This window comes from Streptomyces sp. NPDC016677 (assembly GCF_055562815.1).
In genome coordinates this window covers 907,889-922,995 of the sequence record NZ_JBVHEO010000001.1, presented here as the reverse complement: position 1 = coordinate 922,995, position 15,107 = coordinate 907,889, and the positions used below count along the sequence as shown (strand labels likewise).

General features: G+C 74.3%; 13 protein-coding genes. 9 read left to right on the top strand and 4 right to left on the bottom strand.

What is annotated here, in order from left to right; translation table 11 throughout:
- Nucleotides 1-108: 108 nt before the first annotated feature.
- The 4 genes from ACZ3IG_RS04045 to ACZ3IG_RS04030 all read left to right on the top strand — a co-directional run bounded on the left by ACZ3IG_RS04045 (nt 109) and on the right by ACZ3IG_RS04030 (nt 5,427).
- Nucleotides 109-732 (top strand): GntR family transcriptional regulator, encoded by a 624-nt coding sequence (locus ACZ3IG_RS04045; protein WP_215165795.1) that lies wholly within the window; start codon nt 109-111, stop codon nt 730-732.
- 339 nt (nt 733-1,071) lie between these two features.
- Entirely contained in the window at nt 1,072-3,774 is a 2,703-nt protein-coding gene (aceE, locus tag ACZ3IG_RS04040; RefSeq protein WP_467428743.1) for a pyruvate dehydrogenase (acetyl-transferring), homodimeric type, read from the top strand.
- 64 nt (nt 3,775-3,838) lie between these two features.
- Nucleotides 3,839-4,909 (top strand): helix-turn-helix transcriptional regulator, encoded by a 1,071-nt coding sequence (locus ACZ3IG_RS04035; protein WP_467428741.1) that lies wholly within the window; start codon nt 3,839-3,841, stop codon nt 4,907-4,909.
- Nucleotides 4,909-5,427: a DUF4240 domain-containing protein gene (locus ACZ3IG_RS04030; RefSeq protein WP_467429190.1), complete on the top strand. Its 519-nt coding sequence runs from the start codon at nt 4,909-4,911 to the stop codon at nt 5,425-5,427. Before ACZ3IG_RS04035 ends, ACZ3IG_RS04030 begins: the two co-directional genes overlap by 1 nt.
- Nucleotides 5,428-5,659: 232 nt before the next feature.
- Here ACZ3IG_RS04030 and ACZ3IG_RS04025 read toward each other — a convergent pair whose 3' ends face one another.
- Complete coding sequence (locus ACZ3IG_RS04025; RefSeq protein WP_467428738.1) at nt 5,660-5,902, bottom strand: hypothetical protein; 243 nt, start codon at nt 5,900-5,902, stop codon at nt 5,660-5,662.
- Nucleotides 5,903-5,930: 28 nt separating this feature from the next.
- Nucleotides 5,931-6,875, bottom strand: coding sequence for a peptidoglycan recognition protein family protein (locus ACZ3IG_RS04020; protein ID WP_467428736.1), 945 nt, complete (start codon nt 6,873-6,875; stop codon nt 5,931-5,933).
- Nucleotides 6,876-7,074: 199 nt separating this feature from the next.
- On the opposite strand from ACZ3IG_RS04020, the gene ACZ3IG_RS04015 reads away from it, so the two are divergent.
- Nucleotides 7,075-8,259, top strand: a complete 1,185-nt coding sequence (locus ACZ3IG_RS04015) for a MarP family serine protease (RefSeq protein WP_467428735.1) — start codon at nt 7,075-7,077, stop codon at nt 8,257-8,259.
- A 15-nt stretch (nt 8,260-8,274) separates the two neighbouring features.
- Here the strand turns inward: ACZ3IG_RS04015 and ACZ3IG_RS04010 are convergent, their stop codons facing one another.
- The gene (locus tag ACZ3IG_RS04010) at nt 8,275-8,766 is read right to left on the bottom strand and encodes a GNAT family N-acetyltransferase (protein WP_467428733.1); all 492 of its coding nucleotides are present in this window, start codon (nt 8,764-8,766) and stop codon (nt 8,275-8,277) included.
- A 71-nt stretch (nt 8,767-8,837) separates the two neighbouring features.
- Between ACZ3IG_RS04010 and ACZ3IG_RS04005 the strand changes: the two genes are divergently transcribed.
- A complete protein-coding gene (locus ACZ3IG_RS04005; RefSeq protein ID WP_467428731.1) occupies nt 8,838-9,734 on the top strand; it encodes a TIGR01777 family oxidoreductase in 897 nt (298 codons plus the stop codon).
- A 198-nt stretch (nt 9,735-9,932) separates the two neighbouring features.
- On the top strand, nt 9,933-11,357 hold the full coding sequence (locus ACZ3IG_RS04000; protein WP_467428730.1) for an NAD(P)/FAD-dependent oxidoreductase: 1,425 nt from the start codon (nt 9,933-9,935) through the stop codon (nt 11,355-11,357).
- A gap of 105 nt (nt 11,358-11,462) precedes the next feature.
- Here ACZ3IG_RS04000 and ACZ3IG_RS03995 read toward each other — a convergent pair whose 3' ends face one another.
- Entirely contained in the window at nt 11,463-12,929 is a 1,467-nt protein-coding gene (locus tag ACZ3IG_RS03995; RefSeq protein ID WP_467428729.1) for a regulator, read from the bottom strand.
- A gap of 256 nt (nt 12,930-13,185) precedes the next feature.
- On the opposite strand from ACZ3IG_RS03995, the gene lipB reads away from it, so the two are divergent.
- Both lipB and lipA read left to right on the top strand, forming a co-directional pair.
- The gene (gene lipB, locus ACZ3IG_RS03990) at nt 13,186-13,995 is read left to right on the top strand and encodes a lipoyl(octanoyl) transferase LipB (protein WP_467428727.1); all 810 of its coding nucleotides are present in this window, start codon (nt 13,186-13,188) and stop codon (nt 13,993-13,995) included.
- A gap of 72 nt (nt 13,996-14,067) precedes the next feature.
- Nucleotides 14,068-15,033 (top strand): lipoyl synthase, encoded by a 966-nt coding sequence (lipA, locus tag ACZ3IG_RS03985; RefSeq protein WP_467428725.1) that lies wholly within the window; start codon nt 14,068-14,070, stop codon nt 15,031-15,033.
- The last annotated feature ends 74 nt before the right edge of the window (nt 15,034-15,107 follow it).

Below are 15,107 nucleotides of genomic sequence, written 5' to 3'. Positions count from 1 at the left end.
CTGCGTGAAAGCGCCCTTGTGCGCCCTACCGCCGGGGCGCGGCAGCCGTATTGTCTATTCGTCAACGCCCCAGGGGGCCGGCAGGGGCCCCTCCCTAAGGAGCCCTTCATGACCGCGCCCGTCGTCCACTCGCTCCGCGAGCAGATCCGCGAGCACATCCTGGAAGGGATCATCAGCGGGCGCTGGCAGCCGGGCGAGCGGATCGTGGAGCGGCGGATCGCCACCGAGCTGGAGGTCAGCCAGACGCCGGTCCGGGAGGCCCTGCGCGAGCTGGAGTCGCTGCGGCTGATCGAGTCCGCGCCGAACAAGGGCGTACGGGTGCGGAACCTGACGGCGGCCGACCTGGAGGAGAGCTACCCGGTCCGCGCCGGCCTGGAGGCCATCGCGGCCGAGCTGGCGGCCGGGCGGCTGGCGGAGGACTGCTCGGCACTGGAACCACACGTCAGCGCGTTGTACGAGGCCGACCGGATGGCCGACGGGACGGCCCAGGTGAGGCACACGGTCGGTTTCCACCGCGAGCTGGTGCGGGCGGCCGGCAACTCGGTGCTGCTGCACACCTGGGAAGGGCTGGGCATCGAGGTGTTCACGGCCCTGTCGATACGGTGGCTGGGCACGGTGCAGCAGTCCTACGCGGAGGAGCACGAGGAACTGGTCGCCGCGTTCAAGCGGCGTGACCCGCGCATCGCCGAGCTGGTGAAGTCGCATGTGCTGGGCTGCGCCCCGCGCCCCTGATCCTTGGGGACCGCGCCCCTTCAGGGGCGCGGGGAACTGCGCGCGCGACCACGACGGACCCGCGGCCGCCGCACCCCCTCGACCACCCCCGCTCCACCGCGCCTACCTGCACTGACCGCCAACAGCAGGGTCACCCCGTGCCATCGCCGAAGGCACCCCGTGCCGACTTTCTCGTGATCAAGAGGTTTTCGCCCTCAACCCTTTGATCGATCATCGATCACGGGGTTACAGTCACCGATGGACTCCCACCGGGGTCCACGCCCTGTCCTGCCAAAGACCAAGGGCACCCCCGAACCCTTACCGATGAGGGAACCCCCTTCGACTGAGGAAGGCGGCGACATGACCGACCCCTACGCCATCCAGCCGAGCGCGCTCGACCAGCTCCCGGACCGGGACCCTGAGGAGACCGCCGAATGGCAGGCGTCCCTGGACGCCGTCGCGAAGGCGGCCGGCCCGCACCGGGCCGCCTACCTGATGCGGCGCACGCTGGAGCGTGCCGAGGGAGCCGGCGTCGCACTGCCGAAGCTCCTCGAGACGGACTACGTCAACACCATCCCCACCTCCGCCGAGCCCGCCGTGGACGGCGACGAGGAGATGGAGCAGCGGATCACCGCCTGGAACCGCTGGAACGCGGCGGCGATGGTGACCCGCGGCAGCAAATACGGCGTCGGCGGCCACATCGCCACGTTCGCCTCCGCGGCCTGGCTCTACGAGACCGGCTTCAACCACTTCTTCCGCGGCAAGGAGGGTGACGGCTCCGGCGACCAGCTCTACGTCCAGGGCCACGCCTCCCCCGGCATCTACGCCCGCGCCTTCCTCGACGGCCGGCTGAACGAGGACCACCTCGACAACTTCCGCCGCGAGTCCGGCGGCAACGGCCTCCCGTCGTACCCGCACCCGCGGCGTCTGCCCTGGCTGTGGGAGTTCCCGACCGTGTCGATGGGCCTCGGCCCGATCTCCGCGATCTACCAGGCGCGCTTCAACCGCTACCTGACCAGCCGCGGCATCAAGGACGTCTCCGACTCCCACGTGTGGGCGTTCCTCGGCGACGGCGAGATGGACGAGCCGGAGTCGACCACCGCGCTCACCCTGGCCGCCCGCGAGGGCCTGGACAACCTGACCTTCGTCGTCAACTGCAACCTGCAGCGCCTCGACGGTCCGGTCCGCGCCAACTTCAAGATCGTGCAGGAGCTGGAGGCGCTCTTCCGCGGCTCCGGCTGGAACGTCGTCAAGACCCTGTGGGGCACCGCCTGGGACGAGCTGTTCCAGCTCGACACCACGGGCGCGCTCGTACGCCGCCTGCGCGAGGTACCCGACGCGCAGGTCCAGACGTACCAGACCCGCGACGCCGCCTACATCCGCCAGGACTTCTTCGGCAAGGACCCGGCGCTCGCCGAGATGGCGAAGCTGCTGAGCGACGACAAGATCCTGGAGTGCTTCCACTTCAGCCGCGGCGGCCACGAGGCCCGCAAGGTCTACGCCGCGTACAAGGCCGCGCTCGCCCACAAGGGCGCGCCGACCGTGATCCTGGCCCAGACGGTCAAGGGCCACACCCTCGGCAAGGGCTTCGCGTCCAAGAACGCCAACCACCAGATGAAGAAGCTGACGGTGGACGAGTTCAAGGAGATGCGCGACCTGCTCGGGCTGCCGATCAAGGACAGCGACTTCGTCGACGGCGTGGTCCCCTACGGCCACCCGGGCGCGGACTCCCCCGAGGTCCGCTACCTCCAGGAGCGCCGCGCGGCCCTCGGCGGTCCCGCCCCGGCCCGCCGCACGCACGCCCTGGCCCCGCTGCCCGCGCCCGCCGAGAAGGCGTTCGCCGCCTTCGACAAGGGCTCCGGCACGCAGTCCGTGGCGACCACGATGGCGTTCGTCCGGCTGGTCAAGGACCTGGTCCGGGACAAGGAGACCGGCAAGCGCTGGGTGCCGATCGTCCCCGACGAGGCGCGCACCTTCGGCATGGAGAGCCTGTTCCCGTCGCTCGGGATCTACTCCCCCAAGGGCCAGACGTACGAGCCGGTCGACCGCGACCAGCTGATGTACTACAAGGAGGCCGAGAACGGCCAGATCCTCAACGAGGGGATCACCGAGGCCGGCTCGATGGCCGACTTCATCGCCGCGTCCACCGCGTACGCCACGCACGGCGAGGCGATGATCCCGTTCTACATCTTCTACTCGATGTTCGGCTGGCAGCGCACGGCCGACCAGATGTGGCAGCTCGGCGACCAGCTCGGCCGCGGCTTCCTGATCGGCGCCACCGCCGGCCGCACCACGCTGACCGGCGAGGGCCTCCAGCACGCCGACGGCCACACCCCGGTGATCGCCGCGACCAACCCGGCGTCCCTCACGTACGACCCGGCGTTCGCCTACGAGATCGCCGTCATCGTGAAGGAAGGTCTGCGCCGGATGTACGGCGAGGCCAAGCCGGGCGAGGACCAGAACGTCTTCTACTACCTCACCGTCTACAACGAGCCGATGCCGCAGCCCGCGAAGCCGCAGGGCCTCGGCATCGACGAGGGCATCGTCAAGGGCCTGTACCGCTTCAACACGGCGGAGTCGGCGGGCCTGGCCCCGGCGGCGAACGCCCCGCGCATCCAGCTGCTCGCCTCCGGTACGGCGATCCACTGGACGCTCAAGGCGCAGCAGATGCTCGCCGCCGAGTGGGGCGTGGCCGCCGACGTGTGGTCCGCGACCTCCTGGACGGAGCTGCGCCGGGACGCCATGGACGCCGACGCGGCGCTGCTGCGCGGCGAGGACCGCACGCCGTACGTCCGGCAGGCGCTGCAGGGCGCCGAGGGCCCGGTTCTCGCCGTCTCCGACTACATGCGCCAGGTCCCCGACCAGATCGCGCAGTGGGTCGAGCAGGACTGGTCCTCGCTGGGCGCCGACGGCTTCGGTCTGTCGGACACCCGTGAGGGCGCCCGCCGCCACTTCGGCGTGGACGCCGAGTCCGTCGTCGTCGCGGCGCTGGCCCAGCTGGCCCGGCGCGGCGAGATCAAGGCGACGGCCGTGAAGGAGGCGCGCGAGCGCTACGGCCTGTAGGACCCGGCCCCCATCATGCAGGAGCCCCCGCCACCCCGGCGGGGGCTCCTGCATGATAGGGGCCATGCGTGCCGCCCGCCTCATCAAGATGGTCCTGCTGCTCCAGTCCCGGCCCTCGATGACCGCCGCCGAGCTGGCCCGGGAGCTGGAGGTGTCCGAGCGGACGGTCACCCGGGACGCGCAGGCCCTGTCGGAGGCGGGCGTGCCGGTGTACGCGGACCGGGGCCGGGCCGGCGGCTACCGGCTGATCGGCGGCTACCGGACCCGGCTGACGGGGCTGCACCGCGGCGAGGCCGAGGCGCTGTTCCTGTCGGGGGTGCCGGGGGCGCTGCGCGAGATGGGCCTGGAGGACGCGGCGTCGGCGGCCCGTCTGAAGGTCTCGGCGGCCCTCCTGCCCGCCCTGCGGGACGCCTCCCGTACGGCGGCGCAGCGCTTCCACCTGGACGCCCCGAACTGGTTCACCGAGCCGCGCACGCCCGAGCTGCTGCCCGCGGTGGCGGACGCGGTGTGGGACGACCGCCGGATCACGGCGCGCTACCGGCGCGGCGAGGACGAGGTCGAGCGGGAGCTGGAGCCGTACGGGCTGGTCCTGAAGGCGGGCGTCTGGTACCTGTGCGCCCGGGTGACGGACGCGGCGAACGCGGCGGACGGGGACGACAGGGGCTTCCGGGTCTACCGGATCGACCGGTTCGTGTCGGTCGGGCCGGGCGGGGAGCGGTTCGCGCGGGACGAGGGGTTCGATCTGCCCGGGTTCTGGGCGGAGCGGGCGGAGCAGTTCGCGCGGTCGATCCTGCGGACGGAGGTGGTGGTACGGCTCTCCCCCGCCGGTGCGCGGCGGCTGCCGTACGCCGTGGACCCGGTGGCCGCCCGGCAGGCCCTGGCCGCCGCCGGGCCGCCGGACGGGGAGGGGCTGCTCACGGTGACGCTGCCGGTGGAGTCGGAGGAGGTCGCCCACGAACGGCTCGGGGCGCTCGGCCCGGAGGCGGAGGTGCTGGCCCCCGAGTCGCTGCGCGAACGGTTCGCGGCGGACGCCCGGCGGCTCGCCGGGCTGTACGGGCAGGGGGCCGGCGTCCGGACGGCGTTCCACCGCCCGGACGTGCGTCCCGGCCCGCCAGGGCCGATGCTGGACGCGTGATGGACGAGACGGATTTCTGGGAGCTGATCGACACCGCTCGCCGGGGTGCCGAGGGCGACCCCGAGGACCAGGCCGACCTGCTGGTGGAGCGGCTGTGCCGGCTGGACCCGGAGGCCGTCCTGGACTTCGCCCGTCACTTCGAGGTCCGCTACCAGCGCGCCTGCACCTGGGAGCTGTGGGGTGCCGCCTGGATCCTGCTCGGCGGCGCGAGCGACGACGCGTTCGACTGCTTCCGGTGCTGGCTGATCGGCCAGGGCCGGGAGGTCTACGAGGGTGCCGTGCACGACGCGGACGCGCTGGCCGACCTGCTCGACGACTTCGACGAGGAGGTCGACGGCGACGGCGAGGACCTCGGGTACGCGGCCGACGAGGCGTACGAACAGCTCACCGGCGTGGTCGCCCCGGACCTGGACATCCCCCCGCCGCCCGCCGAACCGGTGGGCACCCCGATCGACCTGGAGAACGACCGGGCGCTGGCGGAGCGGCTGCCCCGGCTGTGGGAGCGGTTCGGCGGCTGAGGACCCCTCCGGCGGGTCCGCGCGCGGGCGCGGAGCCCGTCCCCTACCGCCTCTCGGCGGAGCCGGTGCCGGAGGGGCGGCGGGCGGCCGTGCCGCCCCGCCGGCACAACGCGCGGGCGGTCGGCCTGCCGCGCGCAGAGCTGGTACGTCCAAGGCCTGGGCGTCGTGCACTGGCCCGGGGCCCGGCAGCCGGGGCACGGACTCGCCCCGGCTCAGCTCCGCTTCGGCCTCCTCACTCGACGGTCTGCGCCGCGCGGCGGCGGGTCGTGTCCGTCGGGAGGTACGCCTGGGTCTGCCCGGCCCCCAGGGCGGTCGCGTGGTGCTGCGGGGCGGCGTTGGCCTGGTCCAGGGCGGAGGCGGTGACGGCGGCCGGGCCCAGGACGACGGCCGCGGCGGCGGCCAGCGCCGTCCAGGGGCGGCGCAGCGCCTCGGCCCAGGTGCTGGTGCTGGTGCTGTGGTCCTGGCTGTTCCTCATCGTGGTCCCCACCTCCGGTCGGCTTGTGTCACCGACCGTAGGAGCCCCGGCTCTGAGGAGCCTGCGCGGCCGCTGTGGCCGTCCTGTGAGCCGCGGGGCGGCCCTGGAGCCGGGCCGCGCGTTCCCGGATCCCGGGGAGCCGGGCGGTGAGGGCGGCGCCGGGGCAGCTGGTCTGGTAGCCGTCGTCGTGCCCGGCGACGGCGGGCAGCGCGGCGGTGGTGCCGGCGGCGTACCGGCTGAGGCCGTTGCTGGAGACCAGGCGGACCCGGTCGCGCGGGTCGGTGCCGGCGGGGCCCAGTTTCCAGGCGGCCAGCGCGGCGATCGCGTCGGTCAGCGCGCGGGGCACCGGCACGCCCTCGGTGTAGGTGCCGAGGGCGGCGATGCCGGTGGTGCGGTGGTTGAAGCCCTGGGTGTGGGCGCCGGTCACGGCCCGGTCGACGCCGCCGGCGCGGCCCTCGTAGACGGTGCCGCAGCGGTCGACGACGAAGTTGTAGCCGAGGTCGTCCCACTCCCGGGCGCTGGTCTGGCCGGTGTAGATGTCGCGCAGGATGCGGGGCGTGTCGGCGCAGTCGTAGCCGTTGGGGCTGTCGGTGTGGTGGACGAAGACGGCGACGACCTGGTCGTCGTAGCGCGGGGGCGGCTGCCGGCGGGCGGCGTCGCCCAGCCAGGACGAGCGGGGGACGATGTGCGGCCGGGGCGCGGAGTACCGGCTCTCCGGCCGGGCGGTGGCGCGGGCGTGCGGCCCGGCCGGCCGGTCGGTGCCGGTCAGGAACAGGGCCAGCCCGACGACGGCGGCGAGGACGGGCAGACAGCCGAGCAGCAGGACGGGGACCGGGACGCGGGCCGGGACGTGGAGTGGGACGCGGAGTGGGACGCGAAGCCGGACACGGACCGGGATGCGGAGCGGAAAGGGGTGCGGGATGCGTCCCGCGCGCCGTCTCACGGCCTCCCGGAGCCCTCGCAGCACACGCATGTCATCCACTGTCCGCCCGTCGTGACCCGCCCGCGACGTGCGTTGTGCCACCCGGTGGAACCATCGTCCCGGTCCGCGGCGTTTCCCCGGGTAGCCGCACGTGTGGCCGGATACCGGCCGCGGGTGCGGCACCGGCTGATCGCCGGGCCCTTCCGGCACGTACCGAGGGGTGCCAGGGTCCGAGAGGAAGGCGGCTCGTGTGGATCTGCTCGACATCGTGCTGGCACTGCTGGTGCTGGCGTACGCGGCCTCCGGGTACCGGCGCGGGCTGGTGGCGGGCTGTGTCTCGCTGGCCGGGTTCGTCGGCGGTGCCGTCGTCGGCGTGTGGATCCTGCCCTGGGTGATGGAGCTGGTGACACCGGGGACGACGACGGCGACGGTGACCGCCGTGCTGACGGTGCTGGTCCCGGCGGCGGTGGGGCACGAGCTGGCGGGGCGGCTCGCGCTGCGGCTGCGGCGGGAGCTGGACGCCGGGCCGCTCAGGGTCGCCGACGGGGTGGGCGGGGCGGTGGCCAACTCGGCGGCGGCGCTGATCGTGGCGTGGGTGGCGGCGAGCGTGCTGGCCGCGTCGCCGACGCCGCTGCTCACCTCGGCGATCCGGGACTCGGCGGTGCTGGGCGCGGTGCAGCGGGCGATGCCGGAGACCACCCCGGCGTGGTTCTCGCGGGCCACCTCGGCGCTGACCGAGGCGGGGTTCCCGCAGGTCTTCAACCCCTTCGAGAACGAGTCGACCGCCCAGGTCGCCGAGCCCTCCGGGGACAGCGTCACGGCGGCGGCCACCAACGCCGCCAAGCTGAGCACGGTGAAGATCGAGGGCGTGGCCGGCGCCCAGGGCCGTGAGGGCAGCGGCTTCGTGTACACCGACCGGCATGTGATGACCAACGCCCATGTGGTGGCCGGCATGGACGCCCCGGGCGTGCGGGTGGGCGGCGTCGGACGGACGTACGAGGCGCGGGTGGTGCTGTTCGACCCCGACAAGGACGTGGCGGTGCTGTACGTGCCGGAGCTGGACGCGCCCGCCCTGCGGTTCGACGACGAGGCCGGGCGCGGTGACGCGGCGGTGGTCGCCGGGTACCCGCAGGACGGCGCTCTGGACCTGCGGGCGGCGACGGTGGCGGGCCGCGTGCGGGCCACGGGCCAGAACATCTACAGCGACGCCGAGGTCACCCGCGAGATCTACTCGATACGCTCCACGGTCCGTCCGGGCAACTCCGGCGGGCCGCTGCTGACCACCGAGGGCCGGGTGTACGGCGTGGTCTTCGCCCGCTCCACCTCCGACGCCGCCACCGGGTACGTGCTGACGGCGGCCGAGGTCTCCGGCGAGGCACGGCGCGCGGCGACGGCCACGGCGGCCGTGGACACGGGGGCGCCGGTGACGTCGTAGCCCGGCGCCACAGGCTCAGCGCAGGGACTTGCCCATCAGCACGTCGTCGACGTACGCGCCGTCCAGGAGGAACTCCTCGGGCTGTACCCCTTCGACGACGAAGCCCTCGGACTCGTAGAGCCTGCGGGCGGGCGTGTTGGGGCCGAGGACGCGCAGGGTGAGGCGGCGGGCGCCCTCGCGGCGGGCCTCCTCGGCGGCGGCGCGCAGCAGGAGGCGGCCGATGCCGTGGCCGCGGGCCGCCTCGGCGACGGCGAGGCCGTGGACCGCGCGGACGTGCCGGTTGGAGGCGAGCGGGGTGGGGTGCCCGAGGCGGAGGTAGCCGACGACGCGGCCGTCGAGTTCGGCGACGAGGTGGGCGTCGGGGCCCGCGTGCTCCCGGAAGAAGGGGGCGTCCGGCTCCGGGCGGGGCGAGACCGCGTGCAGCGGGGACCAGGTCTCCCGGTCGAGCAGGCGCAGCGCCTCTTCGTCGTCGGACCGGGCGGATCGTATGTGCGGCGCTTCGGGCATGGCGGTCACTCTACGGCGCGGCGCCGGCGGCCCCCGAGGCGCTGATTCCCCGGTGGCGGCAGGATGTTCCCATGGAACCTTCCCGCATCGCGGTGGCCGGCGCGTCCGGTCTGATCGGCAGCGCGCTGGCGCGGTCCCTGACGGCGGACGGGCACAAGGTGGTGCGCCTGGTGCGGCACGCGCCCCGGGGGCCGGGCGAGGTCCGCTGGGACCCCGAGCGCGGCCGGGTGGACACGGCCGGGCTGGCCGGCTGCGACGCCGTGGTCAACCTGGCCGGGGCCGGCGTGGGCGACCGGCGCTGGACGGCGGCGTACAAGGCGCGGATCCGCGACAGCCGGGTCCACGGTACGGCGGCGCTGGCCCGCGCCGTCGCCTCCCTGGACCGGCCGCCGGGGGTCTTCGTGAACGGCAGCGCGATCGGTCTCTACGGGGAGACCGGGGAGCGGGCGGTGGACGAGAGCGCCCCCGCGGGCGAGGGCTTCCTGCCCGGCGTGTGCGTCGAGTGGGAGGCCGCCGCCGCGCCCGCCCGGGAGGCCGGGGTACGGACGGTGTTCACCCGTACCGGGCTGGTCGTCGCGCGCGGCGGCGGGGCCTGGGGGCGGCTGTTCCCGCTGTTCAAGGCGGGACTCGGCGGGCGCCTGGGCGACGGGCGGCAGTACTGGTCGTTCATCGCGCTGCACGACGAGGTGGCCGCGATCCGCCATCTGCTGGCCCGCGAGGACCTGTCCGGCCCGTTCAACCTGACCGCCCCGCGGCCGCGCACCAACGGGGAGATCACCGAGGCGATGGGCCGGGTGCTGCGCCGGCCCACCCTCTTCGCGGTCCCCGCTCCGGTGCTGCGCACGGTGCTCGGCGAGATGGCCGGGGACGTGCTGGGCAGCGCGCGGGTCGTGCCGGGGCGGCTGCTGGAGTCGGGCTTCCGGTTCGCGTTCCCGGAGATCGACGGGGCGATCCGCGCGGCCCTGTGACCCGTCGCGGCGGCGCGCCGGGCGACGGCCGGGACCGAGCGGACCCGGCCGCGTGCGACCTGCGTGCGACCGTGCCCTGGCTCCGTGCGACTGTCACCGGCCGGACGCGGCCCTAGTCTCGATCTGAACTCGGGTAATCCGAAGGCCAGTTGGGGGCCCAGCCGCCTCCAGTTGCCGCGCGATCGCGAGGAGGGGCACGTGCTTGAGCCCGCGTACCAGGCGGACGTCGTCGTCGTGGGGGCCGGGGTCGCCGGACTCGCGGCGGCACACCGGCTGACCAGCCAGGGAGTGTCGACCGTGGTCCTGGAGGCGGCCCCCGTGACGGGCGGCCGGATGGCGACCGAGAAGGTCGACGGTTTCCGGCTCGACCGGATCGGGCAGTCGCTGTCGGCGTCCGGCCCCGAACTGAGGCTCGTCCCCGGCCTGGACGGGCTCGTGCTGCGGCCCTTCGCACCGGGGGCCCTGGTCCACAGCGAAGGTCTGCACCACCGCGTGAGCGCCCCCTACGGCTCCGGGGGCGCACGGGGCGCATTGCACGCCGTGCGCGCTCTGGCGAGCGCTCCGCGGCCGGTGCCGGGGGCGCGTGGGCCGGTGCCGGGCGCCGGCCGGACCGGGGCCTTCCCCCGGGCGGCCGGGCGGCAGGCGGTGGCGCGCCGGGTGCGGGCCGGGTCCCCGCTGGGCACCGCCGTCGACCAGGCCCGGCTGACCGCCGCGCTCACCCGGCTGGCGACCACGCCGGTCGAACGGCTGCTGGCCCGCCCGGAGCTGCCCGCGCGGCAGGCGCTCGCCGTCCGCGGGCTGCCCGCCCGCACCATCGACGGTTTCCTGCGTCCGCTGCTCGCCGCGCTGCTGTGCGACCCGGAGCTGACCACCTCCAGCCGGTGCGCCGACCTGGCGCTGCGCGCCTTCGCGACCGGCCGGCTGGGGCTGCCGGAGGGCGGCGCCGAGGCCCTGCCGGCCCTGCTGGCCGGGGCGCTGCCGCCGGGCACCGTGCGCACCGGCGTACGGGTCACCTCGATCGCCACCAACGCGGTGACCACCGCCGCGCACGGTGTCCTGCGCTGCCGGGCGGTGCTGCTGGCCACCGACGCCCGGGCCGCCGCCGAGCTGCTGCCGGGGTTGCGGGTCCCGGACTTCCACCCGGTGACGGTGGTGCACCACACCACCGACGAGCCCCCGGCGACCGGCACGGCCCTGCTGCTCGACGCCGACCGGGGCGGCCCGGTCGCCCACACGGCCGTGGTCAGCGAGGTGGACCCGTCCCGCGCCCCGGCCGGCCGCGCCCTGGTGTCGTCCACCGTGCTCGGCCCGCCCCCGCCCGACGTCGACACCGCCGTACGCGCCCATCTGTCCCGCCTCTACGGCACCTCGACCGCGCGCTGGGAGACCCTGGCGGTGCACCACACGCCCGAGGCGGTGCCGGCCATGCGCCCGCCGCACGACCCGCGCCGCCCGGTACGCCTGCTGGCGGGCCTGTACGTCTGCGGCGACCACCGCGACGCCGGCACCGTCCAGGGCGCCCTCCGCTCGGCCCACCGGGCGGCGACGGCCGTCCTGGCGGACCTGGGGACGAAGGGCTCCCTGCACCGGGCGGACCCCGGCCCCACTCCCCGGGCGGCGTGACGGACCGCGCCCCGAAGGGGGCGCGGGGCTGTATCGACACGCGGCTCCGCCGCGCGGGCGCGAACGACCCCGGTGGCACCGCACCCGGCCGGACATCCCAGGGGGCTACCCCAAGGCCGCGACCTTGTCCCGATACCCCCGGACCGGCGCCGCGTCTCGGTACGGCTCCAGCCTCCGCTCGAACTCCCGCACGTACTCCACCGCCCGCACCGACCGCATCTCCGCCGCCTGCCCGGCCGCCTCGGCCCCCAGCTGGCACGCCGCGTCCAGCTCGCCGAGGCCCAGCCGGGCGGTGGCCAGCACCACCCGGCAGAACAGCCGGCTGCGGGCCTGCGCCGCGGGCCGCAGTTGCAGGGACCGCTCGGCCTGCTGCGCGGCGACCCTGAACTGCTGGAGGTCCCGGTGGCAGTGGGCCAGCTCGTCGGCGAGCTGCGCCTCGTCGAAGAACCGCGCCCAGTGCGGCACCTCGTCGCCGGGCCGGGCGGCCTCCATGGCCCGTTCGGCCCGCACCAGGGCCGCGGTGCAGGCCCGTACCTCGCCGAGCACCCCGTACCCGCGCGCCTCGCAGACGTGCAGCAGCGCCTGCACCACGGGCGGCGCGGTGCTGCCGACGCCCTGCTGGGCGACGCGGGCGAGCTGCACCGCCTCGCGCCCGTGCCCGAGGTAGACGGCCTGCCGGCTCATGGTGGCCAGCACGTAGGACCCGTAGGGCCGGTCCCCGGCCGCCTGCGCGAGCCGCAGGGCCTGCACGAAGTAGCGCTGCGCGAGCCCGTGCGCCGCGATGTCGTACGAGGTCCAGCCGGCCAGCCGGGTGAGGTCGGCGGCGGCGGCGAACAGGCGGCGGCCGGTCTGCTCGCCGTAGCTGCCGCGCAGCATCGGCTCCAGTTCGTGTTCGAGGTAGCGGACCAGGGCCTGCCGGGCGTGGCCGCCGCCGTAGCGCTCGTCCAGGCTGCGGAAGAGTTCGCCCACCGAGCGCAGCGCGGCCAGGTCGCCGGCGCCGACCCGCAGTCCGGGGCCGCGGTCGACCGGGGAGCGGCGCCGGCCCCCGGCCTCCAGCTGGGCCGGGATGCCGGGGACCGCCGGGCGGCCCTGGGCGGGGATGCGGACCGGCGGCTCGGCGCGGGCCACCTTGTCGTCGGCGCGGCCGATCAGCCAGTCCCGGCTGGGCACGACGAGGCCCGCCGGGGTGAACGCGATCTTGCGGAGTTCGGCATGGCTGCCGGAGTCCTTGCGCCACAGGCCGCTGACGATGTCGACGGCCTCCTCGGGGGTCGCGGCGAACTCCAGGCCCGCGTAGACGGGTGCGCACGCGTCCAGGCCGAGGTCCTGGGCGGTGAGCCGGCGGCCCAGACGCCGGGTGAAGACCTCGGCGATCAGTGCGGGGGTGGTGCCTCGGGGCTGCTGGCCGCGCAGCCATCGGGTGACGGACGTCTTGTCGTATCTGAGGTCCAGTCCGTGTTCGAGGCCGAGCTGGTCGACGCGACGCGCGAGACCCGCGTTGGAGAAGCCGGCTTCGGCGATGAGCGCGGCGAGCTGGCGGTTGGGGGTGCGCTGCGCGGGTCGTTCCGTCATGGTGCGGTGCGGTCTCCTGCCTTCCGGGGCGTGCGAAGTGCCCGGATTGCCTGTGAGCAGCCCTTATGGCCTCGTGAACGGCGCGAATGTAGCGGAGAGTAAGCACCCCATCGCACTCTTCCCCATCTATTCATCCGATCGTGTGAGGATCGGCCGTCCGGCTGACGGTCCCGGTCCCCCGTCGGCACCCCAAGGGGCGGACGTACAGTGGCGTGGGCACCAGTCGTGCCTTACTACGTCCAGGGAGGCGCTTGCCGTGAGTGGGTTGCGGTTCGTCCGTATGGGGTTCGGTGCGGAGGCGGTCGAGTACCAGGAGGCGTGGGACGAGCAGCGCCGGGTGCACGCGGCGCGGTTCGCCGACGAGGTCCCGGACACCGTGCTGCTCCTTGAGCACCCGCCGGTCTACACGGCCGGCCGGCGCACGGCTGACAACGAGCGCCCCCTCGACGGCACCCCGGTCATCGACGTGGACCGCGGCGGCAAGATCACCTGGCACGGCCCCGGCCAGCTGGTGGGCTACCCGATCCAGAAGCTCCCGCGCCCGGTGGACGTCGTCGCGCACGTACGGCGGCTGGAGGAGGCGCTGATCCGCACCTGCGCCGAGTTCGGCCTGGAGACCACCCGGGTCGAGGGCCGCAGCGGGGTCTGGGTCCTCGGCGACGCCAAGGACCCTGCCGAACAGCGCCCGTCGCTCGGCGGGCTCTCGCTCGACTTCGACCCCCGGCTGACCGACGAGGAGTTCGACCCCCGGCTCAACGGCCCGGAGTACGCGCCCTCCAACGCCGGGCAGCGCCGCGAGGACCGGAAGATCGCCGCGATCGGCATCCGGGTCGCCAAGGGCGTCACCATGCACGGGTTCGCGCTCAACGTGCAGCCCGACAACAAGTGGTTCGACAAGATCATCCCGTGCGGCATCCGGGACGCCGGCGTCGCCTCCCTGGCGAACGAGCTGGGCCGGGACGTCACGATCGAGGAGGTGCTGCCGGTCGTGGAGCGGCACCTGCGGGACGTACTGGAGAACGCGGAACTCAAGCCGCGCGTGATCGAGAAGACACCGGCCGCCTGAGACAGGGGACGGGCTTTCGAAAACACGGGCGTACCCTGAAGACGCCGAAGAATCAACGCTAGGGAGCCGGTCGTGTCCGCAGTCGCACCCGACGGACGCAAGATGCTGCGCCTGGAGGTCCGCAACAGCCAGACCCCCATCGAGCGCAAGCCCGAGTGGATCAAGACCCGGGCGAAAATGGGCCCCGAGTACACGAAGATGCAGAACCTGGTGAAGGGCGAGGGCCTGCACACCGTCTGCCAGGAAGCCGGCTGTCCCAACATCTACGAGTGCTGGGAGGACCGCGAGGCGACCTTCCTCATCGGCGGCGACCAGTGCACCCGGCGCTGCGACTTCTGCCAGATCGACACCGGCAGGCCCGAGGCGCTCGACCGCGACGAGCCGCGCCGCGTCGGCGAGTCCGTGGTCACCATGGACCTGAACTACGCCACCATCACCGGCGTCGCCCGCGACGACCTGGCGGACGGCGGCGCCTGGCTGTACGCCGAGACGGTGCGCCAGATCCACCAGCAGACCGCCGAGCGCGCGGAGGGCCGTACCAAGGTCGAGCTGCTGGCCCCCGACTTCAACGCGGTGCCCGAGCAGCTCGCCGAGGTCTTCGCCTCCCGCCCCGAGGTCTTCGCGCACAACGTCGAGACGGTCCCGCGCATCTTCAAGCGCATCCGCCCCGGCTTCCGCTACGAGCGCTCCCTGAAGGTCATCACCGAGGCCCGCGACTTCGGCCTGGTGACCAAGTCCAACCTGATCCTCGGCATGGGCGAGACCCGCGAGGAGGTCAGCGAGGCGCTGAAGCAGCTGCACGAGGCGGGCTGCGAGCTGGTGACCATCACGCAGTACCTGCGGCCCTCCGTGCGCCACCACCCGGTCGAGCGCTGGGTCAAGCCGCACGAGTTCGTGGAGCTGAAGGAGGAGGCCGAGCAGATCGGCTTCTCCGGCGTCATGTCGGGCCCGCTGGTGCGCTCCTCGTACCGGGCCGGGCGGCTGTACCAGATGGCGGTCGAGAAGCGCGGTTCCTTCGTCGCCGCGCAGGCCGTGTGAATTCAAGCACAAGAAGCTACTGACCGGTAATGGCCAGTTCGACGCGGTCCCGGCCGTCCTCGCAGATGAGGGCC